Here is a 25,612-nt window from a genome sequence, read left to right as displayed (position 1 = left end):
TGTAGTGCAGCTGGCTTAAATTAGCTTCACTCAGATTCAATAAATAGCCCGCCTTTTCGTCTGGTAATCTTGTCTTGTCGAGCAAGATGTATAAGAGCGAATAATACCTCATCCGGATCCCTATCAAAACGATTAGCGATCAATCTGACATCTGCACCTTCTGACCACATTTCTGTAATATATATAAGCTCTGGTTCATCCCAAACGAAATTCATTTCCTCACAGACAATGACTCTCTTTTTACGAGAAATTTTCATGTAATGATCCCCAGAAGCAGCAGCTACTCTAGCCATTACTCGCCCTCCTTGAAATACTCAGGACCGAATATCGCTTTAATCTTGGCAGCTGTTTTAGGACCAATACCAGGTGCTTCTGACAGCTTTTCAAATCTCTCAGCAACATAATCAACAGTCTTTTGTATACCGCGAGTTTCACCATGTTTAAGACCTAATTGATAGCCTTCCAACTTGCCTTCTTCCCTAGCCTTTTGGATGACTGGATTCTTTCTCATGACGATTTATACCAGTATGAGTAGCAAGGAGAACACGGGCCTTCTATGGCATAGCCATTAGGTTTTCCACAGCACTTGCAAGTTTTAGAAACTGTCTTCCACCGGACATTACAATCAGCACATTCTAAAACTAGAATGCTATTATTCTGCCTAATCACACCGCCTTTTGTTCCACATTTCGGGCAATTTGGCTTTGTATTTTCTTCACTCATGATCTTTAACTCCTTTCTAGAACCACTTATTTTGGTCATTTTGAGTATCAATTTGGCGAAATGAAGCCATTACCAGCTCATACTTCAATTCCTCGTAATCTAGCTCGTAAATTGAGGTTCCTTCCTGTGATTCTGTGATGCCAACTTCTAAGAGTTTTTCAATGACAAATTTATGTTTCAACTCCTGCTGCATTTTGACAGAATCATAGAGAATACCCAATCAGCACACCTCTTTTACTAGATTTAAACGATCAAGTTCTACCTTTCGTGCAGTAGCCCATTCATAAACAGCCTGAATTCTTGCAAGCCATTGTTCATCTGGAATCGGGCCACAGTTCGGACAACAATGGTATATCGTGCAGTAGTCACCTTCGTCATGGACAACATGTGTTCCGTTACATAGCTGGCACATCTTATTCACCTGCCAATCTATGATTCAGGATTTTACGATCACCTTTGATCACAACAGTAAAGTCCTTGCTCATTTGGTAGATTCGAGTGCCAAGAGCTTCATCGATATCGCATAATTCATCTACTGTTTTTTCAGAAGAAACCATGATTGGTAGATGATTTAGATAACGATAATTGATGACTGCAAACATTTGCTCAAGCTGGAATTGTGTCGGAAAGTCCCTGCCTTTAAACAGGTCATCGATAAACAAAACCTTAACTCTTTTCATCTTTGTCAGCTTTTCCTCTAGGAGATTGAAGTCATCTTTTAGATTGTTGAAGCCCTCCACGAAAGGGAAATACAATACGCTGACTTGCTTTTTTTGAATCAAATTGTTAGCTAGTGCTGTTAATAAATGCGTTTTGCCACTACCTGGTTGACCTAGCAAGCTAATACTGTTGCAACGGTCGGTTTTTATTTGGTCATAAGATTTGTAGTAATCAATTGCACACTGGTGGGCTTCATGAATCACTTCATGCTTGCCTTCTAACTTAAATCCCGAAAATGTCATACTTTTAAATTCATCAGTGATTTCACTAAATTTCATCAGATGAGCCGAGTGACGCTTTTTGGCACATTCACAGTTGTATAGTGTCTCGATGAATTTTGGCTGCCCGTTTGGCCATACCCTTTGATTACAGTCATCATCCATATCAGGAATATTTTTCAGGACAAACCCCTTATCTTTGCATTTAAGGCAATCAAACTGTCTTTCGTTTTCCGAGCCTTCCAATCTGCCCGCCTGTGATCGATTCATTGCCTTCTGTTGAAGATCTGACATTACCTCTGCGATACTGCTGAACTTTCTTTCCACTGTCAGCACCTCCTTTAGAGAGTCTTTCATCAAACTTTTTGTTATATTCTTTAACGGCCTCTAAGGAAAACAACTCCATGTTGTGTAAGTCTCTAAGAATCTTAGAAATATATTTATCTGGAAATCTCGGGACCTGTTTTTTAGCCCTTTGAATAACTTCTAAAATAATTTCTTCTGGTTCCGTGAACTGACTATCTTCACTGCCAATCCAATAATCGAAATCTGAGATTAATAATGCAGGAGGATAACCAAATGCTTTTTCGTATTCGGTAAAATAAGTTTGCTTCGGCACTATATCATCATCCTTATCTTTTATCTTTAAATAAATATCTATAATACTATCTTTAAGGACCTCTTCGCTCTTACTCTCCCAAGACTTCCCAAGCACTTCGAGTAAGTGTTTTACTAACTCGTTAGTTAGTAAATTACTAACTTTTTCACCTAAATCAGTTAGTGTTTTACTAACTAGCTTTTCTAAATCAGTTAGTGTTTTACTAACTTTTTTCTTGAGATTTTGGTGAATTAATTGGTCAAATCTTTCCTTATCAAACCCTTTTGAAGGAGTAATTTGCCATTTTTCATAATCCTTGTTTATAGAAAAAATCATTGTAATTTCATCCCAATCAATTACTTCGCAGGACCTTAAAAACTTCAATTCTTTCTTTACATCAACTTTATTAATTCCAGCTATTTCAAAAGCATTAAATTTATCAATATGACAATCCTTTCGATGGCAGCCATACGAAAGACGGATGATGAAGTGCAGGACGGCTAGCTGCCGCTTAGAAAAATCTCTCCTAATGACTTCGTTCATTAGCTCCGTTGCAATCCGTATGTAGCCATTTTCTAGTTGTACATCAGCCATCCATGATCATCCCTCCTGCTCTTAGTTCCTCTCACAAACTGCAAATCTATTTTTAATACCTTTAACGGCATACTCTGGGTATCTCCGCATATACTCTAGTACAAGCTGTTTTAAATGTTCTTTATCCTTTGCCTGCTCGAATATCCAAGCAGGCAACAGGACATTTGTTTTGTTATTGTGCATCTTCAAATTCGATATCTAACGAGTCTTGAGCAGACATCTTATTTGCAACTTTTTTCTCTAACTTCTTCTTTGGATCTGCATCAATAATTTCAGCTTCAACAGATGGTTCATTATTACTATCAGAAGCTCCAGTGTTGAAATCATCCATTTCCTCAGCTTCGTTTGTAATATCCTTAATCTCCCTTTCTTGTTCATCTTCCGAAAAAGCCTTTTGCATTTCGATAGAAAGAATTCCCCATTTACCAAGCATATTTCGAAGAACTGTTTTCATAGCCATGGCATCATAATCAGATTTCCAAACATTATTTAGAGCTTTCTTATCCTTCATTTTGTTATGCTTAATCCGATGTGCTTCGACCTGATCTCTAGTCCAATAAACTGTCTTTTCAAACCCATTGGAGAGTTTAAAGTATCCGCAATATCCGATGACCTTCTCACTTATTGCAGCATCCAAATCAATATCAATCTCTTCAGTGAGGCGGTTCCATTTTTTCAATTCGCCTTCTCTAACCTCGATGACGTTTATCCCTTTATATTGACCCGTCCTTAACGCCAACTGAATATATCCTTTGTATCCGAGTTGAAACTGCGCGGCATGGAAGCCTTTCTTCGTGTCGTAAAAAGGTACGATCCAGGCATAACCTAAATTTTTATCAACCGGCAGATCAAGCGAAGCAGCTACCATCGCACTGGATATAATAGACATTGGTTCAGCTTTTTGGAGGCTTACATCACCGTTGTACAAATTTAAAATAGATGCCATAAACTGTGGTGCTTTCTTTGCAAGTACCTGTTCAAATTTCTTCTGCATAGTAGGAGCATTCAACAAGCCTTTCAGCCCCAATGATTGTGCGGAAACTTGCTTTGTTACTGATTCCTGTTTATTAGCTAATTGATTTTTTAAAGCAGAATTAGTAGCCATTATTTAAGCTCCTTTACAGCAAATTTTCGGAAGGAAGTTTCTTTTATCACTTGCTTATAGATATCAGGGAACTGTTCTTTCAGCACCTTTGAATCCACTCTGTTTTGGAATTGATTTTTCCAAGTAACCATGAATGTGTCAGTTAACCCGGTTTCAGCATCCTTCAACTCCGCTTTAATTTTGTTTTCAATTTCTGTTTTTGCCATTTTCAGTAGCTTTTCATCTTGTTTGACCTGTTCATAATGAGCGATTAAATCTTTATATTCACCAGGTAGAACAATCTCCTTATCCTTTTCAGCCTGAGCGTATTTCTCTTTCAAATATTGTTCAGCTGCACTGGAGCCATCTAATTCGGGAGCATGTCCTTGCTGTACGTGATAGGTCCAGAAGTGAATCTCTGCATCAAAGATTATTTTTATTAGTTCTTCATCTCGTTCAACTTCTTTCCAGATGAACCGATTACCACCAATGAGTACAGCGATATATCCCTTCTCTTTTCCAGTGACTCCAAGATAATGTTGAAGTTGTATAAGGTAAGTAGCAGGGATCTCTTCCCCCTCCCATTCCTTAGCCAGATATGCACTAGCAGTCTTACATTCCAAAACGGCAGATTCCCCTACAACTAAACGGTCCACATTTGCTTTGATGAATGCGTACTCTGGATGGCTAAACATAAAGTTGGTTCGACGGACTTTTTTGCCTGTACGCTTTTCAAATTCTTTAGCAACAACGTTCTCCATTTCGTTTCCCCAATAGATCGCTTCGTTATCAAGTTCGATTGGATCAACTTGTCCAGTTTTCTCAAGCCACAATTCAAATGCTGTCCGATATTTGTTTAAACCTAAGATTGTACCTGCATCACTGCCACCAATTCCTTTTGCACGTTCCATTAGCCATTCATAACGGCTCATCGAAAGAGTCGATACTGCATTTTTCGCCATGATTATCCTCCCTTTACTGCCATGGAGCCATATGCTACAATGACGGTAATTAATAGTTTTTTTTAATGATTGACTCCTGCCGCTAACAGGAGTCTTTTTATTTTTCTTCTTCCGCATCTTCTAATTCCCAATCAAGATACTCTTTATCAGGAAACCCAGTCCGTTCCATTTGCTCAATTACCGGATGATCACGCATCCTTTCAACCTCCTCTCTATGTACTTTTCAAAGAACATGGTGCTTCATTCGCACCGTGATAAGTCGGGTGGTAGATATCAAATATTTAATAGAGGGCTTGATAAACCGACTCATCACGGCAAGAACAAAGGTTCTTGTCGATTCATCCTATGTGTGATAGAATGAAATTAGTTGTTGATTCTGCAGTTAGTTAAGTGTCCGCTTAGCTAGCTGCTTTTTTATTTGAAAACATTTTTAGTAGTTCGTGCTTTGAATAGCTCGATAACATCATCCAAACTCCAGCTTTTATTCTCATTTCCTTCTCCCCCTCTAGCAATATCTCAACTTAATTGCTTCCATGACTAACTTTTGATTATGATCATCCAGGTAATCCATATTTGATAGGTCAACCTTTCCATCGTTGCTATACAAATGAAGTGCAAGATAAAGCATGAACTTTTCGGATTGTGACCATTTGCTAGCTGCCCTTTTTAGAGCTACTATTTCAATTAAGCCATTTTCCATGTCAAAATATTTTGTTGTAAAAAGTGTCTTGAGCTTCCAGTTGTTTTGGAATAAATGAATAACGCCTTTCCAATAACGATCTTGATAGATCTCTTTTGGTATTGTATTCATTGGATCCACCCCTTCGATTTCCAAATAGGTACTCTTTTCTTATAGGAATCTTTCCAAGAAATTTTGTATTCCGAACAAAGTAAAGCTGCTAAGTTCCTTGCCCAGGCTTCTACATCAAGTAATTCTCCAATTGCCTGCTTTACCCGATCTCTCTCCTCTTTATTTATTTGAGAAGGATTCCTAACGAAACTTACTTCGTTAAGAATATCAATCGCTTCTAAAGCTTCATGAATAGTAACTTCTTCGAAAGCTAATCTGTGTTGTTCTACCGAGTTCCCCCGGAATACAGGAGGGGAACAACGATCTCCAAACTCGTGTAAGACATCAATTGAGTAAAATGGATTATCATATATTTCTAGCGAACGCTTTGCGACATCATCGACCATCTTCCTCCGGCCGTTCTTAATGTGACTCACTAATTGCTCTGAAACAAACAAATCTAGAGCCATTTGAACCTGTGTCAAGCCTTCTTCATCAAGAAGGCGTTGGACAGCTCCTGCAACAGACATTTCATTACCCCCTTGTAGTGATTGGTATATTTTTCTATACACTCTTATTTGATAGATTATAGGTAGAAGGTTAAGAGACTTTCCTAGGAATCCAATTTTCTATGTAGCGAAGAGCCGATTGCAGCTCTCTTCTCTTAACATCTTTGTAGCTAGCCACACCGAATCTATCTTTGATTTCTCGATAAACTTCTCGGAAAAGCCTGGCAGCTTCTTGTTTATCTTGAGTAAATTCATAGACTCGGTGAGCTACACCTTTTTGAACACGGCGCTGTTCACCACTGGTGAGTGTGATCTGCTCCTCTACTTTAATTTCAAGCTCCTGAAGCTTATGAGAATGTTGGTTGGTCACTTGCTTAAGTTCTTCTGTTTCCTCAGCAGTTATAGCCGATAATTTCATTAGTGCGATCAGCGACTGCTTATCATTAAGTGGAACGATATTGTCTTTTTTGTAACTGCCCGTTTTCCGAATAGATGGTATAACTTCAATTGCAAGCCAATCTTGGAATTGCTCAGCAACTTCATTCGAAGCTTTGAATGCTAACTTATAAACTAACGGTTCAGGAATTAGATCGCCTTTCCCCACTTCTGGGGAATTTTGTGGAAGGTATTCATTAACTCTTTCCCAGCGAATATACTCTTTGTCATTTTTTAACTGAGTGAATCCTAAGCATTTTGCAACACGTTCAACATCGAATAACACTTGACCATGTTCGATAGTTGCAGCAACTTGGAATAGATTATTTTTGAATATTTGTAGTTGACTCATTACATAGCCTCCAAACTTTTTTGTTCTAGGTCTCGCATCCAAGTATCAAGTGATTCTACCGAGAAAAAAATCCTACGCCTGATGCGAATATGAGGAATTTCTTTTTTCCTAGCCATGACATAAATCGTTTCAACGTGAATTCCGATATAATCAGCTGCTTCTTGCGCTGTAATGGTTTTTCTTTGCAAGTGATTAACCTCCTTTCGGCTCTGTATTTTCCAAAATCTCAACGACTTCCATCAGCTTTGCGATTACATCATCTGTGGCGTACTCATCATTTAGCATCATGGCTGATTCGAGGACTTTGAGTTTGATTTCAGCCCAGATGACTTTCTGGGTGAAGTTCATTAGTTACCTCCTTATGGAATCTGAATAACTTGCTGCTGTGACAACTCGTTTAATTCTTTTTCCAAGCTTTTAAGCACTTCCGGCACTTCTGCGAAAGTTACATTGTTATTTGCAAGTACTTTTAATAAATCGTGGATGAGTTTTTCTTTTTGTTTGGTGTTCATGGGTTGGCTCCTTATGCAGTCGTGGTTTTTAGACACGAATTGTTTCTGTTTTTATTAAAAAAAATCTCATCTACTGACGTCTCATAGTAGTCAGCGATACGCTTCGCTAATGGAAGTGAAGGTGTTCTATCACCTCTTTCAATAGCTCCAAGCATTTGAGGTGTTATTTTCAAATCTTTAGCAACAGTTGGACGAGATTTATCACCACGTAATTTAATTAAAGTTTTTCGTTCCAATTATGTCACCACCTTCCAGAAACATTTCGTTTCTTTGTATAAATCAAATATACAGAAACATTTTGTTTCTGTCAACGGTTTACAGAAACTTTTTGTGTCTATTATTTGAAACAGATAGTTTCTACTTTATAATGGACACAACGAGGTGAGTTATATGTTAGGAGAGAGAATCGCTAGTCTTAGGAAAAAGCGCAACCTTAGTCAATATGAATTGGCTGATCGATTAGGTTTTTCCAGAGGTAAACTAGCAAATTATGAACAGGGATCGAGGCAACCTGACTACGATACGTTAATTAAACTTGCTGATTTCTTTGAGGTTTCTACTGATTACCTTCTTAGAGGTAAAGAGTATGAAGAAAAAGTTGATGAGATCCTCGAAGATAAAGATACACAGATAGCAGCTCGTGATGGGGATATTTCAGATGATGAGGCTCTTGAATTATTAAAATTGCTTTTAGAGAGAGAAAAAGGTCGTAAGCCAGGGGATAAACAAAAGAGGAAATAACTTTATTCTTTAATGTCCGATATAAAGGGGATATAACGTGAATAAATTACGGAGCTGGTATTCAGAAAAGCTTAGTAGTAAAGCTAGATTATACTTGAAATGTGCAATGCTATTAATAGTTGCAATGATTTTTTATTCCATTGGTGAAAAATCTGCCTCTACAGAGTTGAGTAATGAAAAAGTGAAGTACAACGAACTAATGAATACTATAAACAAGAAACAAAACGAGTTATCGACTTTAGAAAAGAAAAAAGATGATTTAAATAGCGAAATTAAAGCAAAAACAAAGGAAAACACTACGATCGCCTCTGAAGTAAAAGAGAATAAAACGGCGTTTGATGAAGCAATGAAAATAATAGAAAACAAGATTGCTGCTTTAGAAGAAATTAAGACGCTTGAAAATCGAGCGAGCGCCAAAAAAACTGAAATTAATAATTTAAGTAACGATATAGAGAGTAAAAAAAGTGAATTAGCAAGTGTATCGGGCCAAATAAAAGAAAAACAAGGTGCACCTAAAAAATTAAGTGCCGGAACATTTATAGTTGGAAAGGATATCCCTGCAGGTCGCTATAAAGTTACCCCAGTAGGCAGAGGAAGTAATTTTGCTGTATATGATTCAACTGGTAACATTATTGAGAATACTATCATTAGCAGTATTCCAGATCATGGTGTTCCTGAGTTTATTGTTTATTTAGATGAGGTTAATATAATAAAGAACCATTCTCCCTTTCTATTTACTCCAATTGAATAAATCCTGAGCCTATTAATAGGCTTTTCTTTTACAGTCAAAACGAACATACGTTTGAAAGAAGGCGTTATTATGAAATATCAGATGACAACATTAGAAAATAAAATCCAAGAATTGTATTCATATCTTTCCATTAGCTCACCTGAGGATATTGAAATATACTGCATAGCAGAAAAATTAGATATTTGGATTCATTACTGGAGTCGGGGAAGTAAAATGCAATGTACAGATGGTTTATATAGTATTGTACTTGACGAAAGGAAAATCTTTAAAGAACAAAGGCAAGACTTTTTTCATGAATTAGGACATGTCATTAGACATGTAGGCAACCAAAATAAAATGTATGAACACTTTAAAAACCTACAGGAATACCAAGCTAATAACTTTATGTATCATTTCTGCGTTCCTACTTTCATGCTATTAAACTACAACCTTACTAATTATATGAATGTTAACGATGGAGTTGATTTCGTTTCAGATACATTCAATGTCACTAAGGGCTTTGCAAAGAAACGGTTAGTCCATTTTAGAAATCAATGGTCACAAGCAAAGTCAGATGAAGAACATAGACGATATATGGAATCACGTTATCCGAAAGCTGCACCCTATTCGGATGAGACAAATAATATCCTTGCCCTCGCGCTTGAAATGAAAGCAAAGAAAAGAAAGGAAGATCACCAATGCCAAAACAATATTTAGATTATCAGTATGTAGACGGAGAATTATCACCTTTTTATTATGTTTTAAAGTTGTTTAAGGGTGAAGTGAATTGGGATAAGCATGTGTTTTACTTCGATTTATTCCCTCCGATTAAATCAGAAGAGTACAGTGAAATAGACGAATCACTTATTAACTATTGCGTGCATGCTTCAGAATTAATTATAAATAAAGACTATCCAAACAAACTAGGCGTCAACCTTAAAGCTCTGAAAAAACGATTGGCATTTGACATTCATGATCCTAGTGTAATTGAACAATTTTTCCTCTATGCACCAGATGTAATATCTATTGTTGGTGAGTTTCCAACAGAGTACAAAATGGGATTTATGATAACTGTTTAATAGGGAAAAAGAGTAGTCTATTATTTTTTTACATCAGAACAGAACGTATATTCTTAAATGGAGGGATAAGTATGGGGTACATCGAACCACGAGGAAAAAATAGTTATCGTTTAAATGTAGTCATCGGGTATAAAGAAGATGGGAACAAACTTTATGAACGACAAACTGTAACAGCAAAAAGTCCGACAGAAGCTAGAAAAAAATTGACTTTATTTGAAGCTGAGGTCCTTAATGGTCAGTATTCGAAACCTGAAAACATTCGGTTAAACGAATTTTATAAGGAGTGGTTAGAAAAGTATGCCAACGAACCAAGCAATTTATCTCCTGATACCCGGCAAAATTATATTAGTATTCTTAAAGAAAGAATACTTCCAAACTACGGTCATATGAAGCTCGCTGATATTAAAACGATCCACATCGTAAATTTCGTAAATGATTTAAAAAAAGATGGAAAACGGTTAGATGGAAAAGAAGGAAAGCTTTCCTCTTCCACTATTAGGAATTGTTACAGAGCCTTTGATAATATACTTTCTAGAGCTGTGGAGTGGAAATTCATAAAGGAAAATCCTGCTGATACGGTTAAACTGCCAAAACCTAAATCTAAGAAATCAGAAGTTTACAATGTAGATGAATTGAGGCAAATATTCTCGTTACTTGAATCATATCCATTACACTGGAAAATACTTATCACACTTGCAATTACCACCGGTGCCAGACAAGGTGAAATTGCTGCACTTGAATGGAAACATATTAATACGGATAAGCATACTGTTCTCATTGAGCAAGCATTAACAGAAGTTATCGGTGAAGGTGTAAGGTTAAAATCCACAAAGAATGATAGAAATCGTATTGTGTCTTTTCCTGAATCCCTTAGTAAGATGTTAAAAACACTAAAAGCAAGGCGAAATGAGGAAACTTTAGCTATAAAAGATATTCAGGATGAGACTTGGAAAGATCATTACTTTATTTTTGCTAATGAGTTTGGAAAGCCCGTTCGTCCAGATAGTATCGGCCAATGGTGGAGTCGTTTTATCACTAAAAATAAAGTAAAGAAAATTAGATTTCATGATTTAAGGCATACTTCAGCTACAGTTCTAATTAATGAGGGTATTCATGCTAAAGTTATAAGTGAACGATTAGGACATGCCGACATTTCAACTACCATGAATATTTATGGCCATGTACTAGCAGAAGCTGATCAAGCTGCAGCAAGTCATTTTGATACCTTCCTTGAAAATAAGGCAAATAAATAAAGCCGCTCCCACATGGGAGCGAAGTGGGAGCGAATTCTATTATTTTTAAATTTTATTAACTTGGAAACATCATAGATAACTAGGTTTACCTGTTGTTAGAACTGTCTCTCCCATAAACCAACTTGTTGGTATTTTTATAGTCCATCCGACTCCTAAGCTGTAGGTCGTGAGTTCGAATCTCGCCTGGGACGTAAATTATAAACAGCCGCTAGCCCTTGGTATGTAAGGGATTTGCGGCTGTTTTATTTTAGAAACATTCGTTCTCTTCATCGCATATTTTTGAGTTTTGGGGTCGGTTTGGGGCCGGTTTTGAAAAATTGTATTTTACACTGCATTTCCGACTTGTTTTAAGACATTTAATATCAATAGAGACACTTGAATAAGCACATAACCCAATCCAGCATTTTGAATCAAAGTCCACGCTCTTTCAGCACTACCAAACATGAATAGAAAACACGCTCCTACGATTACAACACTGGCAACAGGAAATGCCAAAGCTACTAAAATATCAACTACTGGATCAAGTACATGAGCCAGTGCTGATAAAGTTTGTTCTCCCATCCATTCTTTTGCTGTAGCCGAATGATATTAGAGAAGCATTTAAACATTTCAATATGATTAAGGTTGATAGGAGAGTAACTCTCCTATCAAAAGTTTCGTAAATTATCGAACTATGTTTTAATCTTCTTCTTGGATGTCAAATTGCAACTTAGCAATTAATTTACTTAATCTCCCAATTCGTCCTTTTTGTTCCTTATGATTTTTTACAACAATCACAGAATAAGAAAAAGTTGCTTTTTCTAACTCTTCCAAACTGTTGTGATAGCCGTCGGCAACTCCATAACCTATAAGACTGAGTAAGAAATATTTCGTTCCGATTAAAGACCCTGGGTGAAGTTTAGTCACCAAATAAGTTCCTAATAATTCTCCTTTCTACTGGTCCTCAATGATGTCACCAATTTTGAATCTAGCCAAAACTGTCCCTCCTTTTCATTAACCGGGAAACTGCCTGCTTTTTTTTCAGTATTTATCTTCATGTTTCATTACCCTAATATTGGACAAACTATAATTAGCATTCTTAGAAAGGCTGATTACATGATTTTTATTTATAATGATTATGGAGGAACGCATACTACATCATTAGCTGCAGCACTTCATTTAAAAATAATCAAACCATCATCCTTCCCATTGTCCAAAGAAGAAATATTAGCTGTTCCTTATTTCAATAAATTGACAAAAAAAGACTTTGGAAAACTTATATTTCATGGTAAGGATCAAGAAGGGAACCCGGTTTATACAATAGGTAGAAAATCTCAAAACCTTGTAGTACCCTCTCTTGAAAGTCTAGGATTAATGTTATTTAAACATTTTAAAATTGAAGAGAAATTGATTCTTTCGAACACCTCACCAACAGTACCTAAAATAATGTCAGTTGGTGGTTTTTTCTCCCGTGGATTGAAAATAGATTCCATTGGAGTACCTTTATTAATAATAGGTGCAAAGCAATGTATAAAAGACATTTATGAATTGGTTGAAAACACCAAGCAAGTAGCTCTTACTTCAACAGAAGATCAAATAATAGTGTTGGAAAATAAACAATTTCAAAAATAAAGAGATTATGTTTGCCCATTTCGGATCACAAAACAATAAGCACCAATTTAAAATAAAATTTATTTTGAAGATTTAACACTGTTTATAAAAGCTGTTATTTTGCATAATACTGAACCTCTTGCATAAATTTATTATTAACATTCTCAAATAGGTAGCAAGTAAAGGGGAGATTTTATGAATAACTCTGATTCCAATTCAGAGCAAAATAACACATCCTCAGAACTTTCAAGTCTAAAACTCGCCCTAATTGCAGCTGCAATTACTACAATTGGAGATGGTATTGCAACAATAGCAGCATTAACAGCTATAGATGAGGCAAAAATAGCTGAGAAAAAAGATTCTAAAGCTCAAAAAGACTTAGATGAAAAGTTGCTAAAAATGCAAAGGCAAATTGATAGACTATCAAGAGAAATGTCAAAAATGAAACACATGCAACTTAAATAAAATATTAACTATCTAAAACACTGGGAGCGAAGGCTCCCTTATTTACTTTCTTACTCTTTTGTTCAAATTATGGACTCAACTGTTGATGTTTTACGAAAACTATACCAAGATGATTCTAAAGTGAAATAACAAGTGAAATTATTTCTGAGGTTTAAACTTTTGCTCTTCCAGCCACCGTAGATCGTGAGTTCGAATCTCTCCTGGGCGTAGAAAGGCAAAATGCCAACCCCTTATATATCAAGGGATTGGCATCTTTTTATTTTAGAATCATTCCTTCTCAAATACTTTTTCAAAATTTAAATGTGGTCAGTTTAGGAGCAGGTTTGAATTAATCTATTTTATCTCACTATCTACTCACTCTGTTGGATGGTTATTAAGAGTCATCTGAAAGTTCTCTATACCCTCCTATGGAACTAGACAAGTATGCTACAAAGTAAATAGTTAAAAAGATAAAAAAGTCATAAAATGTGCTCCAACCCTTTGACTCATATAGATCGATCATTTCAAAAAATTTCATTCCACCAAATGCAGCGAGTGCTGCAAATACAATCCCCTTTATAATTGGGTTTACTCTTGGTTTAATTTGAAGAAAAAACATGATTACAACTGGTGTTAATGAAAAATGATAGGGCAGAAACAACAATGGTGCTATGGTTGTAATGGATACTGGATAAGACCATAGACCTTTAGAGAGAGCCACAAGGTCGATAATGATTGATAATAATATCGATACAATTCCAGCCATAAATAGCCGGCCCTGAATGTCCCTTTTCCTAAATATGAGCCATAAAATCCAAGGAATAATAAATAATGAGACCCCAAGCCACCAGCGCCAAGTAAAAATGTAAGCATTGACTACTGCGTCAGAGAGTAGTGAATTAACTTCAGTTAATAGATCATAAGCTTCTTTTGATTGTTTGATTCCTTCTTCAATTGACATGCAGTGGTCCACCTTTTTCAAGTAATGACACTTTTATAAAAGATTTATTTTAGCATAGCTTAATTTCACCTTAATAAAGGTAGCTTTTCCCATTTGCTTTTCTATTATGTAACTGAGCTGAATCCCTTAATTTATTTTTGTGAAACGTTTTCATCTTCAGAACCGTCTATTAGTAAGTAACGCCTACTTTTAGAGTTAGAGGGGAAATATCAATGTTCTATCCAACTGTGGATAATAATAATAAAATACATGCTATTCAAAACCAAAACACCTGTGTTTGTGGTTTTAATTTTCGACAGGTCATTCCTGCCACACAGAAGAATTGTTTAAGATCTATCAAATTCAGAAATATAAGCTTAATTAATTGTAAAAGGTGTAAATCTATTCTTAGAGAGCATGCAGACCATTTTGATTGTTAATAAATATTTCTTTTTTAGCATAATTAAATTCCAATTGGGGTACCGTATTTATACCGAGCAAGGCCAATCCTCACTGCTAACTACATACATGATTAAGGTCCTTGCTCGGAACAAGTTCCTTGATTAGATTAAACAACACTCCTCCACTAGTTTTACAAAATCCCTTTATTACCGTACAAATATTCTCTTAATTTATATCCCCTTTAAGTTTTCAATCTACCTATTTTGACTACAATGAGTTATAATAATTAGCTGATGTTTTAATACTCTTAAAGGGGCTTCTGATATGAAGATTATTTGTTCGACGTTAAATGCTAAATACATTCATACAAATATTGCTATCCGTTATTTAAAGGCGTTTGCACAGCCTGAATTTGATGTTGAAATTGCAGAATATACGATTAAAGATCCGATTATGAATATTGTTACTGACCTAATCCGGAAAAAGCCTAATGTTATTGGCTTTAGCTGTTATATTTGGAATATTGAAGAGACGATTAAAGTGGTAAAAATGATTAAAAAGATTGACCCTTCTATTCAGGTCATAGTGGGAGGACCAGAGGTATCTTATGATGTGATCGAATGGATGGAAAACGTCAAAGAGTTCGATTTCATTGTAATTGGTGAAGGGGAAGAAACGTTCAAGCAAATGCTTATCGAGCTAAGCGGTGAAATGCAAATGGAAAATGTGCATGGCATTGCCTTTCGTAAAGATGATCAAATCAAAATCAATCCACAACGAAACAAGCTGGATCTTCGTGAGCTCCCCTCTCCTTTTAGATTTGAGGAGGATATTCCTCATCTGGGCAAAAGGGTTATTTATATTGAGACAAGCCGTGGCTGCCCATTTAGCTGCCAATTCTGCCTTTCTTCTATTGAAGTAGGTGTTCGATACTTCGACAGGGAGAAGGTAAAGGATGATATACGCTATTTAATGCAAAATGGAGCAAAAACGATCAAATTTGTTGATCGCACCTTTAATATTAGCCGAAGCTATGCCATGGAAATGTTCCGATTTCTCATTGATGAGCATTTGCCTGGTACAGTATTCCAGTTTGAAATCACTGCTGATATCATGAGGCCAGAGGTAATTGAATTTTTAAATGAAGAAGCACCTCCTGGATTATTCCGCTTTGAGATAGGTGTTCAATCGACGAATGATTTTACAAATGAGCTTGTCAAGAGAAAGCAAAACTTTGAGAAGCTGTCACGCACCGTTAGGATGGTAAAGGATGGTGGAAAAATTGATCAGCATCTTGATTTAATTGCTGGACTGCCTGAAGAGGATTATCATTCATTTAGAAAAACATTTAATGATGTTTTTGCGATGCGGCCAGAAGAATTGCAGTTAGGGTTTCTAAAATTATTAAGAGGGACAGGACTCCGACTAAGTGCCAAAGAACATCAATATATTTATATGGATCATTCACCATATGAAATGCTTGGTAATAATGTTTTATCATTTGATGACATTATCCGCATTAAACAGGTTGAAGATGTACTCGAAAAATATTGGAATGACCATCGAATGGATTTTACCGTCGAATACCTTGTAACGCACACATTCCCATCCCCATTTGATTTCTTTCAGGAATTCGGAAGTTATTGGGAAGAAAAAGGCTGGTCAAGAATCGGACATCAGCTAGAGGACCTATTCAAACGCCTCTACGAATTTCTCCAAATGAGGGGAACTGCTGATCTTGATGTCGTTGAAGGGCTTATGAAATATGATTATCTTTCAAGACAAAAATATAAACCAAGAAAACCTTGGTGGGAGCAAGCTTCAATTTACGATAAATCCGAAAGATCTGTCATTTATCAAAGGATAATTCAGCACCCTAATCAATTAGGCCAGGGTTTCGTCCAGCTTGGACTGACCGAAAAGGACTTATTCAAACACACTCTTATTGACAAACTTTCTTTCGATCTGGATAAATACTTTACAGAAGGAAAGATCGTAAAAAGAGAAACTACCATCCTATCCTATTTTGATTCGAGCACAGAAACAACCACAATTTATTCTGTTGTTGAGAATGCTTTATAACACAAGAAGCCGGCCTATACTAGCCGGCTTCTCGTATTAAGTTCTCCCTTTTCTTCCTTGCTTTGAATTTCGATTTGCTCCCTTCATCGGGTTCTCTCCTTGACTAAATTCAGTAGAAAATTCAGCTTCAGCTAAATTTTTCTTCGGTGTCTTACTATATTTCTCAGCAGCATCAAATTGTGCTTTTCTTTTGGCCATTTTGATTCCTCCTTACTTTATTACTATCCTATTTTTCACCTTTGCCATTTTTTCATTCACCATTTAAACTTCCTATTTTTTCTTAAATAAAATAAGCAATATTTCAAACACTATGGAAAAAAGGAATGAAGTAGTGATGAAAAATAAAAAGGAACTAATTAACAAAAATATGGATATTAATGAAACACTTCCACATCAAATTGAAGCGCCAAGTTTTAAAAATACTGGAATCAAAATGGAGCCTCCGTTTAAGAATTCACAAGGGGTAATAATTGGGGACAGCTTCTACGCATCCAAAAATTCTCCACTGGAAAACTGGAGTGATGAGATTGATCCAGCAATAATGGCTGGAGATGAATGGGTTCACCCAACAAATGATATTGGATGGAACACAGCGGAAAATAAAGCACTGTTAGAAAGCAAAAAACCACCACAAGCATACCCCTTTATGCATCCTACAAAAGATGTCAGCCGGGGAACAGATTGATTAGAGTTGACACATGGAAAATGTCCCATAGCATAAGGCTATGGGACATTTTTCATGGAGTGGGACACAAGTTTTGTGCAAGAGCTACAAAGTATTAGGTACCCCTTTTTCACCCAATAATAACTCTTTCCTTCGGATAATGATAGTTTGGCTTCTTTTCCTTCCCACCTATAATAAATAAAAAGGAAGTTAAACCAATTCGTCCAATAAACATCAAAATCATTAGAATACATTTGCCAAAATCGCTCAGATCAGCCGTGATCCCCATCGAAAGTCCAGTTGTTCCAAACGCAGAACAAACTTCAAAAAGAATTTCTATAAGCCCGTGCTGTCCATCAGAAATACTTAAAAGAATTACAGAAGTGAAACACATAATAGTGGCTAAGATCGTAATTACTAATGATTTCAAAATATCATTCTGGTCGAGTTCCCGATTAAATATTTTCACATCTCGATTGCCCTTGGCGAAGTGAAAAAGAAATAAAATATTAATCGCAAATGTCGTTGTCCTTATACCGCCACCAACAGAACTTGGAGACGCTCCAATAAACATGAGGAAACTCAAAACTAATTGTGTTGGTATGGTAAATTCACTAACATCCATTGTTGAAAGTCCGCCGCTTCTTGTTGTTGCTGCTTGGAAAAACGCATAAAAAAAGCTTTTATGCCATTCGATCCCTTTAAAATAATGTTGAAATTCAAAAAGAAGTAGAATGAGTGTCCCAAATATAAGAAGGGCTGCAAAGGTCAAAGTTGTAAGCTTTGTAAATAATGTAAAGCGAAAAGGAATTTCATGTTCATTCCTTTTTCTAAACAAGTACTCCTTCACTTCAATTAAAACAGGAAATCCAATTGCCCCAAGGGTGATCAGAATGACATTCATTAATTGGACAAAATAATCACCTGCAAATGGCACAAGCGAATTACCGGTAATATCCATCCCACCATTAGTAGTCGCACTAATGGAAGCGAATAATCCATGAAGAAAAGCCTCTTCCCAAGTAGGATAGTAATTTAAAAAATGAAACCCGAGGATGAGTGCTCCTATAAACTCAATAAGGAAAATAATTTTAATAATTTCTTTAATTAAATGGACAAGCCCCGCTAATGCAAATTGATTATGGTCAACCATGATTAGCCTTCGACTACGCAGTCCGATTTTACGGCCAAGAAGCATCCAGAAGAACGTACCAATAGCCATGATTCCGACTCCACCAAATTGCAGAATAGCCATAATAACAAAGTAGCCAAAAACACTATACGTTTCAGAAATATTAACTACAGTTAAACCCGTTACACTTACAGCACTGACTGCAGTGAAAACTGTATCAATAAAGGGGACTTTAATTCCTGGTTTATGAACAGCAGGAATGCTCAATAATAATACGGAAACCGTTATTGCTAATAGATAATAACCTGTAATCACTTGTGCAGGTGTTAATTTATCTAGCCAGTATCGAATTTTTTTCAACATGGAATACAATTCCTTTCAAACTTTTCATATCCCCTATCATATAGAATTAATCAAGAATTTGAAAGGAGAAAAATAAAAAAGATAGCCATGGTTTTTACTGGCTATCCTCATTCATTTATACGTAATCTGAAGGGTCAATAAAGAATGTATATCCTAAATAAACAATTAAACCAATTCCCATTGTTAAAAATCCCCAACCAAGAATGATTTGATCATTTACTAGGTAATTATTACATAGTTGAGACGTTGAATTAATGTACAACCAACCCATTAATATAAATGCTAGTGTGAAAATGATTATGATTGCATTTTTTCCTTTTTTACCGAGCTTTCCCCAACTATCTCTTAGCGGTAATCCAGCTAAAAAGGGTAGGGTTATAAACTTAAATATTTCCATGCTTACTAAATTCAAGGCCTCATCCATTGTTCGCGGCAGCATCCAATAAGCCATAATAATGATAAATAAAAGAATTCCTGGAATTCCATTGCTATTCCATTTCTCAAAGAAATGTGGAAACTTAACTTGGAAAAACTTCGCCATAAAAAAACCCGCAATGATTAGCAACGGCATTTGCATATGCATATGAATAATCATTACTGACTCCATTAAATTGGCAACTGGGGGAATAATTAAGAAAACAAACAATATTAGTCCTAAAGTAGACTGATTCATAATCATTTCACCCCTTTATTTAGAATACGACTAACTTTTTCAGCTGCTTCATCAACTTTTGTATAATCCATTACATCGATTAATTTGCCTTTTTTATTGACTAAATAGAAAGCTGAATTATGGGCAAAATTCCCTGTTCCATCAGGAATGACGATGACGCCAAACTCCTTAAGCAAGGAGTCTAATTCTTTTTGGTCTGGAATTCTTGCCATTCTCCAAGTTTCTCCGTCACTATTGAAAGCATCCTTATATCGATTTAATGTAGATGGATCGTCTCTGGCTGGATCAAAACTTATACTCAAAAAAACAATCTCTTCTCCAATATACTTAGGAGGCAGCAAATCATAAACTTGTGACATATTCAATTCTAATTGAGGACATACAGTAGCACAGGAAGTATACAAAAACGTAATAAATACATATTTATCTTTAAATTCTGAGATTGAATATTTTCTTCCATTGCTATCCTCAAGAGTCACATCAGGAAATTCAGGCTGGTTATCAATCAATTGATTCACTCTTGCGGTTTCCGCAGTAAAAGCCTGGAAGCCATCAGTACCAATGAAAAATAATACAACCCCGAATAATATAACAATAATAGATGCAATTGTATTATTTCGATTTTTGTTCATGGAGATCACTTCCTAAATCTATAGTAGCTAGCTGTATTTATCTATTCATTCTAACATAAAGAGATAGCTCAATACATCGAGCTATCTCTTTGTTTAAAAGGATCAAATTACCAAGTTTTGAATGGTGGTGATCCTGGTGGTGCATTGACGATAAAGTCTGTTAATGGAATGACATATGCCATCGCTACAACGATAATCATTAATACAACCCAAATTCCCCAACGCTCTGTCCAGTATCCAGTTTTTGGTGCGCCTGGCTCTTCTTCAGCAACAGGGAATTCTGTTTCACCTTTAGGAGCAAAGAACATCATATTGAATACCGCATAAACTTGAATGATTACACCAATCAGTAATAATGTACCACCGATTGCAGTTGCAGTTAAATATGGGTCCCATCCTAAAGATGCAGAGAAATCACCATATGAATTGTAAGATGTTCTACGTGGAGACCCTAGTAAACCAACTGTATGCATTGATCCAGACATTAAGATCATACCTATTGTCCATACTACTGTTTGAACGACACCTAATTTATTCATTTGTGGCGTTAATACACGTTTTGAAAGATACGGTACTAACCAATAACTGATTCCAAAGAATGTCATTACTACAGACATACCTAATGTTAAGTGGAAGTGCCCAACGATCCACATAGTGTTATGAACAACTTGGTCTAATTGGTTTGTTGTTTGAGCGATACCACCTGCTCCGGCTGGAATAAATGCAGCCATCGCGATGAATGGGGAAAGGAAACGTACATCTCCCCATGGAAGTTTCTTATACCAACCGATAAGTCCTTTTCCACCTTTTTTTCTAGCTGTTTTTTCAAATACTGCAAACATTGCATATGCTGTCATTAAAGATGGGAAACCAATTGCTAAACTCATAAATACGTGCATGAATTTAACTGATTCAGAAATACCAGGGTCAACGATTTGGTGGTGGAATCCACCAGTGATATTCATAATAACTAAAGCAATTACAACTACACGAGTTAACGTGTCACTCCAACGATGACCACCAATAATCTTCGGAACAATACAATACCATGCAGATACAGCTGTTAAATACCAGATGTTAACTGCTGTGTGACCAAATGCCCAGAATAGAGTACGAGCAACCATAACGTTGATTGTATCAACCCAACCAAGTGACCAAGGAATGATCATAAAGAGAACTTCTACTGCAACAAATGCTGTTGCACCAACTAATAATATAAATACTCCAGTAGCAAAGAAAGAGAAGATTGGAAGATGCTGACCTTTGTGAGCTTTTCTCCAGCTTGCAACTTGAATAAATCCACCTATACAAGCCATCCATATACCAAGAACAACAAATACTAGACCAAAGTAGAACACTGGGTGAGCTGCCATTGGTGGATAGAATGTATACATCACGGAAGCTTCATTCATTAAAACAGGAATTACTACTAGAACAACTCCGACAATTTTTAACCAAAAGCCGATCCAAGCGATTGTTCTAACCTTTGGAAGTAGCCCTCCTAAAGTATGAGACATTCCCGCATAGAAATAACCGATTGTAAATGTACCCGACAGTACAACTACTAACATTAATCCATGTGCTGTTAAAACTTGATAATAATTCAACCATGATGGTAGTTCTAAAAGTCCTCCACGGTTTAAACCTTGTAAAAATCCTAAAAGTCCACCTATTAATAGTGCAATAAAAGCAACAGATAAATATGATTTCGATAATTTTGCATCTTGTAGATTGACGCCAAGAACTTTATTAGCTTTTGTGTTTAAATTTGCTTTTTCATTTTGTGAGATGACTGTTTCCACAGAGCTTCCCTCCTTTATTTAACTGTAATTGTAGTACTCATTACTTGGTGACCTGCACCACAGTATTCATTACATAACACTAAATAATCACCAGGTTCATCAAATGTTTGTGTGATTTTTTGAACATACCCAGGCATTACCATTGCATTTACGTTTGTTCCAGCAATCTCGAAGCCGTGTACAACATCTTTAGAAGTTAAGATAAAGTGTACTTTTGCTCCAGCAGGAATCTCGATATTTGCAGGATTAAAACTAAAAATTTGAAGTGTCATAACTACTTCATATTCATTTTCACCAATTTGTTTAATACCAGGCTGATCAAATGGTGCAGTTTGATCTACTTTTTGTGGATCTATTCTTTCTTCATGACTCGGTGGTCCCATTTCTAGTGCAAATGTTTGATAACCAGCTGCAATCATAAAGGCCATAATCATACCAAAACTTAATGTTAACCATATCTTTTCAGAACGATGCATTTTTTTCCCCCCTAATATCTAGCCATGAATAGTCCGTATAAGACTACATAAGTAATAAGAATGACCAATCCAACCACACCTACGGAAAACATCGTCCCTTTATGAGTTTCCTCTTCAGTTGAAACGACTTCCGTTTTTGATTTATTTTTTAACTTTGTTTCCATTGAACTAATCCCCTCCTTGTTTGATATCTGTTCTCATTATAGGTGAAGGCATAATGACGAATAGTGCATAATATCACATCACAATTGTGATTTTAAAATTTTGTTCATAAATAGGTATATTATTTCACAAAATGTTCATGAGTCTCTCCATCTTCACAGCTACCGTAAATTTTCCATCAATAATAAACAGTATTTTTCCCAATAATACAGTTACAGGGGAAGATAAAACTCTGTAAGTATTCATTTAAGGAGTGGAATAACAATGGCAAGAAGTAGTAATAAACTTTTAGTTCCTGGAATTGAGCAATATTTAGATCAAGTGAAATATGAGATTGCCCAAGAATTTGGAGTTAATTTGGGCTCAGATACTGTTTCCCGTGCGAATGGGTCTGTTGGGGGAGAAATTACGAAAAGATTGGTCAAGCAAGCCCAATCTCAAATTGCTGGAAACCCTAATTCATAAAACTAAATACAATGGCAAAAAGTCCGGATAACTCCGGACTTTTATTTTTCAGCTTACGCTTAATATACAAATTTTAATTTAGCTTTTGATATTTCCGAACGGATAGAATGATCCACCTTAGCGTGAAACCAACTAACAAACCTGGGATTAGAAAAAGCATAGGCAGAAACACGGGACCGAATAAAATACCAAAGATTGTTAAACGTGTTGAATACATCAGCCCCACCGTGACAAAATAGGCACAGAAAACAAACGGAAGAAAGCTTAGCTCCTCCTTGTCATTCAATGCGATTCGATAAGCGTCCCACATCGCAAACATATACAAGCAAGGGTAAAACATTAACCATTGAAAATCAATAACCTGAATAGCTTCATTAATTTCTCCCATAAAGCTATACATTATCGCAGAATTAAAATTGCTTAACATATTTATAATAAATTCAAGCACAACAAAAAGGATTCCTTTCAACAATTGGCCTGATAATAACTGACTGAATCCAGGCAATGCGATACTCCATAAAACGGCTTCAAGTTTACTAATAGGTTTCATCCATCATCACCAGCTATACATCATCATTATTATCCAATTTATTTACCTGTTTAAGCAAAAGGCGAATTTCCAATTAAATAACATATTTTATATTATTTCTTTAAATGATAATAAAAAACCCTCATCCACTGGACAAAGGGAAATATTTTTTTTTAAAAGAAAAAAGTGTATAAGCAGCTATTAAGCAGCTGCCTTTACACTTTTAGTAATTGTAAAGCCTGTCATTCCATAACCGATCGTTAATAAAGGCGATAATAAGCAGAAAAAGGTGAATGGTAAGTAGTCCATTGTTGATACACCCAATACGCCCGTTAGAAATACACCGCAAATGCTCCAGGGTACTAATGGATTAATAACTGTTCCGGCATCCTCGAGAACACGGGAAAGGTTTTTTCGCTCCAATCCTGCCTTATCATAAGATTCTTGATATGCATTTCCGGTTAATAAGATAGAAAGGTATTGCTCGCCCAATAGAAAATTAATTCCTATCGCTGTCCCAGCAGTAGCTGCTATTAGAGTCGCTGCCTTATTCAAATGCCTCTTCATCCCTTCTAAAAGTGCAGGAAGTATCCCAAGTTTAAAAAGCAAACCGCCCATTGAAAGGGCCAACAGAACTAAAGAAATGGAAAACAACATACTTTCTATCCCACCCCTTGATAAAAGGGAATCGACTTCCTCTAGTCCACTATTCGATTGAAACCCGGAAAATAAAAGATTCATCATCTTATCAATGCCAAAGTCCTTTTGAACAACGAAACCAATGATAAGGGCTGACAGAACACCGATTGACAGAGTAATAATAGCCGATATTTTTTTAATAGCAAGAACTGTTAATAAAATAAATGGAATAAGAGAGTACCAATGCACATACTCAAGTTCTACTAGCTTTTCTTTTAGCAGATTGATATTTTCGAAATTTGAAGAAGCTTCCTCAGGTGATAGAATAGCGAAAAGAATGAAAGAAATGACAAATGCAGGCCCTGTTGTCCAAATCATATTTTTAATATGTTCAAAAATATCAACTTTAACAATCATCGATGCCAGACTAGTTGTGTCTGACAGAGGTGACATTTTATCACCGAAAAAGGCACCAGAAATAACGGCTCCTGCTGTGATTGCTTCTGATAATCCAAGTGCTGAACCTACACTCATAAAAGCAACACCTATCGTTGCAGCCGTCGTAAGAGAGCTTCCTATACTCAGACCTATAATTGATGAAACAAAAAAAGCAATTGCATAAAAAAATCTTCCATCCACTACCTCTAATGCTATAAATATAAAAGTAGGTATTGTACCACTTGCCATCCAACTACTTATTAACATGCCAATAAAGAAGAAAATAAACACAGCACCTAGTCCTGACTTTGCTCCATCTATCAACCCTTCTTCTAATTCCTTTATTGTTACTTTCTTAATTAATCCATAAGACAATAAGAAAATAATTGCTAACATAATGGGAACATGTGGGACGACTCCAGCAAAAATGATAGCATAGCTAATGCCACCTAATATAATAATAGTAATAATTAGTGCTTCCAAGGGCTTAATAGTTAATATTGATTGATCATGCTGCATAGCCTTTTCCTCCTTTTTGCTGTAAATACTGTATCTAGTTAACTATTCTAGATAATATAGTTTCTGTTTTGCTTAGACGCTTTTTAGCGTTAAAGCGAAATAACATGATATTACTATATTATTTTAAAGAAAGAATGTCAAGAACAAATGCGCAAGCGCCTTGATCACCCCCGACAAGCACAAGACGAGCCTCACGGAAAGGTGTCCTTTACCTTTCTGGGAGGATTGGCTTGTGACCTCGAGGGGGTAGGCGCTGGAGCTGGATGCAGACAAACTAGTCGCAAAGTTATCCACAACTTCCAAATTTATAATTTCCTAGACAATAAAAAAAACGGCTCCTTTTCTAGGGAACCGTTCTTC

The 25,612-nt window shown here is 36.1% G+C and carries 37 protein-coding genes; 10 read left to right on the top strand and 27 right to left on the bottom strand.

Going from position 1 to position 25,612, the window contains the following annotated elements; all coding sequences use genetic code 11:
* Nucleotides 1–26: 26 nt before the first annotated feature.
* From ACFYKT_RS16535 to ACFYKT_RS16465, 15 genes are all read right to left on the bottom strand, one after another.
* Nucleotides 27–293 carry a hypothetical protein gene (locus ACFYKT_RS16535; protein ID WP_389221873.1) on the bottom strand — a complete coding sequence of 89 codons (267 nt, stop codon included), beginning with the start codon at nt 291–293 and terminating at the stop codon, nt 27–29.
* Nucleotides 293–511 (bottom strand): hypothetical protein, encoded by a 219-nt coding sequence (locus tag ACFYKT_RS16530; RefSeq protein ID WP_389221871.1) that lies wholly within the window; start codon nt 509–511, stop codon nt 293–295. The genes ACFYKT_RS16535 and ACFYKT_RS16530 overlap by 1 nt, the downstream gene beginning before the upstream one ends.
* 228 nt (nt 512–739) lie before the next feature.
* Nucleotides 740–943, bottom strand: a complete 204-nt coding sequence (locus ACFYKT_RS16525) for a hypothetical protein (protein ID WP_389221869.1) — start codon at nt 941–943, stop codon at nt 740–742.
* A complete protein-coding gene (locus tag ACFYKT_RS16520) occupies nt 944–1,135 on the bottom strand; it encodes a hypothetical protein (RefSeq protein ID WP_389221867.1) in 192 nt (63 codons plus the stop codon).
* Between the two features lies 1 nt (nt 1,136).
* Nucleotides 1,137–1,955, bottom strand: coding sequence for an ATP-binding protein (locus ACFYKT_RS16515; RefSeq protein WP_389222036.1), 819 nt, complete (start codon nt 1,953–1,955; stop codon nt 1,137–1,139).
* On the bottom strand, nt 1,876–2,853 hold the full coding sequence (locus tag ACFYKT_RS16510; RefSeq protein WP_389221865.1) for a replication protein: 978 nt from the start codon (nt 2,851–2,853) through the stop codon (nt 1,876–1,878). Before ACFYKT_RS16510 ends, ACFYKT_RS16515 begins: the two co-directional genes overlap by 80 nt.
* A 172-nt stretch (nt 2,854–3,025) precedes the next feature.
* Entirely contained in the window at nt 3,026–3,958 is a 933-nt protein-coding gene (locus ACFYKT_RS16505) for a recombinase RecT (protein WP_389221863.1), read from the bottom strand.
* Nucleotides 3,958–4,899: a YqaJ viral recombinase family nuclease gene (locus ACFYKT_RS16500; RefSeq protein WP_389221861.1), complete on the bottom strand. Its 942-nt coding sequence runs from the start codon at nt 4,897–4,899 to the stop codon at nt 3,958–3,960. The genes ACFYKT_RS16505 and ACFYKT_RS16500 overlap by 1 nt, the downstream gene beginning before the upstream one ends.
* A gap of 505 nt (nt 4,900–5,404) precedes the next feature.
* A complete protein-coding gene (locus ACFYKT_RS16495) occupies nt 5,405–5,710 on the bottom strand; it encodes a hypothetical protein (protein ID WP_389221859.1) in 306 nt (101 codons plus the stop codon).
* Nucleotides 5,707–6,219 carry an XRE family transcriptional regulator gene (locus tag ACFYKT_RS16490; protein ID WP_389221858.1) on the bottom strand — a complete coding sequence of 171 codons (513 nt, stop codon included), beginning with the start codon at nt 6,217–6,219 and terminating at the stop codon, nt 5,707–5,709. Before ACFYKT_RS16490 ends, ACFYKT_RS16495 begins: the two co-directional genes overlap by 4 nt.
* A gap of 70 nt (nt 6,220–6,289) precedes the next feature.
* The gene (locus tag ACFYKT_RS16485) at nt 6,290–6,985 is read right to left on the bottom strand and encodes an ORF6C domain-containing protein (RefSeq protein WP_389221856.1); all 696 of its coding nucleotides are present in this window, start codon (nt 6,983–6,985) and stop codon (nt 6,290–6,292) included.
* A complete protein-coding gene (locus ACFYKT_RS16480; protein WP_389221854.1) occupies nt 6,985–7,173 on the bottom strand; it encodes a helix-turn-helix domain-containing protein in 189 nt (62 codons plus the stop codon). Before ACFYKT_RS16480 ends, ACFYKT_RS16485 begins: the two co-directional genes overlap by 1 nt.
* A 4-nt stretch (nt 7,174–7,177) precedes the next feature.
* Nucleotides 7,178–7,333: a hypothetical protein gene (locus ACFYKT_RS16475; protein WP_389221852.1), complete on the bottom strand. Its 156-nt coding sequence runs from the start codon at nt 7,331–7,333 to the stop codon at nt 7,178–7,180.
* Between the two features lie 11 nt (nt 7,334–7,344).
* Entirely contained in the window at nt 7,345–7,497 is a 153-nt protein-coding gene (locus ACFYKT_RS16470) for a hypothetical protein (protein ID WP_389221851.1), read from the bottom strand.
* Nucleotides 7,498–7,508: 11 nt separating this feature from the next.
* Nucleotides 7,509–7,733: a helix-turn-helix transcriptional regulator gene (locus ACFYKT_RS16465; RefSeq protein ID WP_389221849.1), complete on the bottom strand. Its 225-nt coding sequence runs from the start codon at nt 7,731–7,733 to the stop codon at nt 7,509–7,511.
* Nucleotides 7,734–7,887: 154 nt separating this feature from the next.
* On the opposite strand from ACFYKT_RS16465, the gene ACFYKT_RS16460 reads away from it, so the two are divergent.
* The 5 genes from ACFYKT_RS16460 to ACFYKT_RS16440 all read left to right on the top strand — a co-directional run bounded on the left by ACFYKT_RS16460 (nt 7,888) and on the right by ACFYKT_RS16440 (nt 11,300).
* Nucleotides 7,888–8,238, top strand: coding sequence for a helix-turn-helix domain-containing protein (locus ACFYKT_RS16460; RefSeq protein ID WP_389221847.1), 351 nt, complete (start codon nt 7,888–7,890; stop codon nt 8,236–8,238).
* Between the two features lie 37 nt (nt 8,239–8,275).
* Nucleotides 8,276–8,989 carry a hypothetical protein gene (locus ACFYKT_RS16455; protein ID WP_389221845.1) on the top strand — a complete coding sequence of 238 codons (714 nt, stop codon included), beginning with the start codon at nt 8,276–8,278 and terminating at the stop codon, nt 8,987–8,989.
* A gap of 69 nt (nt 8,990–9,058) precedes the next feature.
* Nucleotides 9,059–9,685: an ImmA/IrrE family metallo-endopeptidase gene (locus ACFYKT_RS16450; protein WP_389221843.1), complete on the top strand. Its 627-nt coding sequence runs from the start codon at nt 9,059–9,061 to the stop codon at nt 9,683–9,685.
* Entirely contained in the window at nt 9,667–10,047 is a 381-nt protein-coding gene (locus tag ACFYKT_RS16445; RefSeq protein WP_389221842.1) for a hypothetical protein, read from the top strand. The genes ACFYKT_RS16450 and ACFYKT_RS16445 overlap by 19 nt, the downstream gene beginning before the upstream one ends.
* A gap of 71 nt (nt 10,048–10,118) precedes the next feature.
* Nucleotides 10,119–11,300: a tyrosine-type recombinase/integrase gene (locus ACFYKT_RS16440; protein WP_389221840.1), complete on the top strand. Its 1,182-nt coding sequence runs from the start codon at nt 10,119–10,121 to the stop codon at nt 11,298–11,300.
* Between the two features lie 324 nt (nt 11,301–11,624).
* Here ACFYKT_RS16440 and ACFYKT_RS16435 read toward each other — a convergent pair whose 3' ends face one another.
* Together ACFYKT_RS16435 and ACFYKT_RS16430 are read right to left on the bottom strand one after the other, a co-directional pair.
* A complete protein-coding gene (locus ACFYKT_RS16435; RefSeq protein WP_389221838.1) occupies nt 11,625–11,861 on the bottom strand; it encodes a hypothetical protein in 237 nt (78 codons plus the stop codon).
* A 117-nt stretch (nt 11,862–11,978) separates the two neighbouring features.
* A complete protein-coding gene (locus ACFYKT_RS16430; protein WP_389221836.1) occupies nt 11,979–12,206 on the bottom strand; it encodes a hypothetical protein in 228 nt (75 codons plus the stop codon).
* Between the two features lie 189 nt (nt 12,207–12,395).
* On the opposite strand from ACFYKT_RS16430, the gene ACFYKT_RS16425 reads away from it, so the two are divergent.
* Together ACFYKT_RS16425 and ACFYKT_RS16420 are read left to right on the top strand one after the other, a co-directional pair.
* Nucleotides 12,396–12,911, top strand: coding sequence for a DUF3189 family protein (locus ACFYKT_RS16425; protein WP_389221834.1), 516 nt, complete (start codon nt 12,396–12,398; stop codon nt 12,909–12,911).
* 174 nt (nt 12,912–13,085) lie between these two features.
* Nucleotides 13,086–13,355, top strand: coding sequence for a hypothetical protein (locus ACFYKT_RS16420; protein ID WP_389221832.1), 270 nt, complete (start codon nt 13,086–13,088; stop codon nt 13,353–13,355).
* 373 nt (nt 13,356–13,728) lie between these two features.
* Here ACFYKT_RS16420 and ACFYKT_RS16415 read toward each other — a convergent pair whose 3' ends face one another.
* Entirely contained in the window at nt 13,729–14,295 is a 567-nt protein-coding gene (locus ACFYKT_RS16415; RefSeq protein WP_389221830.1) for a CBO0543 family protein, read from the bottom strand.
* 705 nt (nt 14,296–15,000) lie between these two features.
* Between ACFYKT_RS16415 and ACFYKT_RS16410 the strand changes: the two genes are divergently transcribed.
* Nucleotides 15,001–16,758, top strand: coding sequence for a B12-binding domain-containing radical SAM protein (locus ACFYKT_RS16410; RefSeq protein ID WP_389221828.1), 1,758 nt, complete (start codon nt 15,001–15,003; stop codon nt 16,756–16,758).
* A 36-nt stretch (nt 16,759–16,794) separates the two neighbouring features.
* Here the strand turns inward: ACFYKT_RS16410 and ACFYKT_RS16405 are convergent, their stop codons facing one another.
* Nucleotides 16,795–16,956 (bottom strand): hypothetical protein, encoded by a 162-nt coding sequence (locus ACFYKT_RS16405; protein ID WP_389221826.1) that lies wholly within the window; start codon nt 16,954–16,956, stop codon nt 16,795–16,797.
* A 136-nt stretch (nt 16,957–17,092) separates the two neighbouring features.
* Between ACFYKT_RS16405 and ACFYKT_RS16400 the strand changes: the two genes are divergently transcribed.
* Nucleotides 17,093–17,443, top strand: a complete 351-nt coding sequence (locus ACFYKT_RS16400) for a DUF3905 domain-containing protein (protein WP_389221824.1) — start codon at nt 17,093–17,095, stop codon at nt 17,441–17,443.
* A gap of 109 nt (nt 17,444–17,552) precedes the next feature.
* Here the strand turns inward: ACFYKT_RS16400 and ACFYKT_RS16395 are convergent, their stop codons facing one another.
* The 6 genes from ACFYKT_RS16395 to ACFYKT_RS16370 form a co-directional block, all read right to left on the bottom strand.
* Nucleotides 17,553–18,917 (bottom strand): TrkH family potassium uptake protein, encoded by a 1,365-nt coding sequence (locus ACFYKT_RS16395; protein WP_389221822.1) that lies wholly within the window; start codon nt 18,915–18,917, stop codon nt 17,553–17,555.
* A gap of 115 nt (nt 18,918–19,032) precedes the next feature.
* The gene (locus tag ACFYKT_RS16390) at nt 19,033–19,590 is read right to left on the bottom strand and encodes a hypothetical protein (RefSeq protein ID WP_389221820.1); all 558 of its coding nucleotides are present in this window, start codon (nt 19,588–19,590) and stop codon (nt 19,033–19,035) included.
* A 2-nt stretch (nt 19,591–19,592) separates the two neighbouring features.
* Complete coding sequence (locus ACFYKT_RS16385; protein WP_389221818.1) at nt 19,593–20,222, bottom strand: SCO family protein; 630 nt, start codon at nt 20,220–20,222, stop codon at nt 19,593–19,595.
* A gap of 107 nt (nt 20,223–20,329) precedes the next feature.
* Entirely contained in the window at nt 20,330–22,024 is a 1,695-nt protein-coding gene (locus ACFYKT_RS16380; protein WP_389221816.1) for a cbb3-type cytochrome c oxidase subunit I, read from the bottom strand.
* A 14-nt stretch (nt 22,025–22,038) separates the two neighbouring features.
* Nucleotides 22,039–22,500, bottom strand: coding sequence for a cytochrome c oxidase subunit II (locus ACFYKT_RS16375; protein WP_389221814.1), 462 nt, complete (start codon nt 22,498–22,500; stop codon nt 22,039–22,041).
* A gap of 11 nt (nt 22,501–22,511) precedes the next feature.
* Nucleotides 22,512–22,664 carry a hypothetical protein gene (locus tag ACFYKT_RS16370; protein ID WP_389221812.1) on the bottom strand — a complete coding sequence of 51 codons (153 nt, stop codon included), beginning with the start codon at nt 22,662–22,664 and terminating at the stop codon, nt 22,512–22,514.
* Nucleotides 22,665–22,926: 262 nt separating this feature from the next.
* Here ACFYKT_RS16370 and ACFYKT_RS16365 point away from each other — a divergent pair, with 262 nt between their 5' ends.
* A complete protein-coding gene (locus ACFYKT_RS16365; RefSeq protein WP_389221810.1) occupies nt 22,927–23,127 on the top strand; it encodes a small, acid-soluble spore protein, alpha/beta type in 201 nt (66 codons plus the stop codon).
* Between the two features lie 73 nt (nt 23,128–23,200).
* Here ACFYKT_RS16365 and ACFYKT_RS16360 read toward each other — a convergent pair whose 3' ends face one another.
* Nucleotides 23,201–23,677: a hypothetical protein gene (locus ACFYKT_RS16360; RefSeq protein ID WP_389221808.1), complete on the bottom strand. Its 477-nt coding sequence runs from the start codon at nt 23,675–23,677 to the stop codon at nt 23,201–23,203.
* Nucleotides 23,678–23,857: 180 nt separating this feature from the next.
* Nucleotides 23,858–25,252 carry a Na+/H+ antiporter NhaC gene (gene nhaC / locus ACFYKT_RS16355; RefSeq protein ID WP_389221806.1) on the bottom strand — a complete coding sequence of 465 codons (1,395 nt, stop codon included), beginning with the start codon at nt 25,250–25,252 and terminating at the stop codon, nt 23,858–23,860.
* Between the last annotated feature and the right edge of the window lie 360 nt (nt 25,253–25,612).

The organism is Cytobacillus mangrovibacter, assembly GCF_042865275.1.
Lineage (GTDB): Bacteria > Bacillota > Bacilli > Bacillales > Cytobacillaceae > Cytobacillus > Cytobacillus mangrovibacter.
Note: the sequence above shows the minus strand (reverse complement) of the source record. Positions and strands in the feature narration are given on the sequence as shown.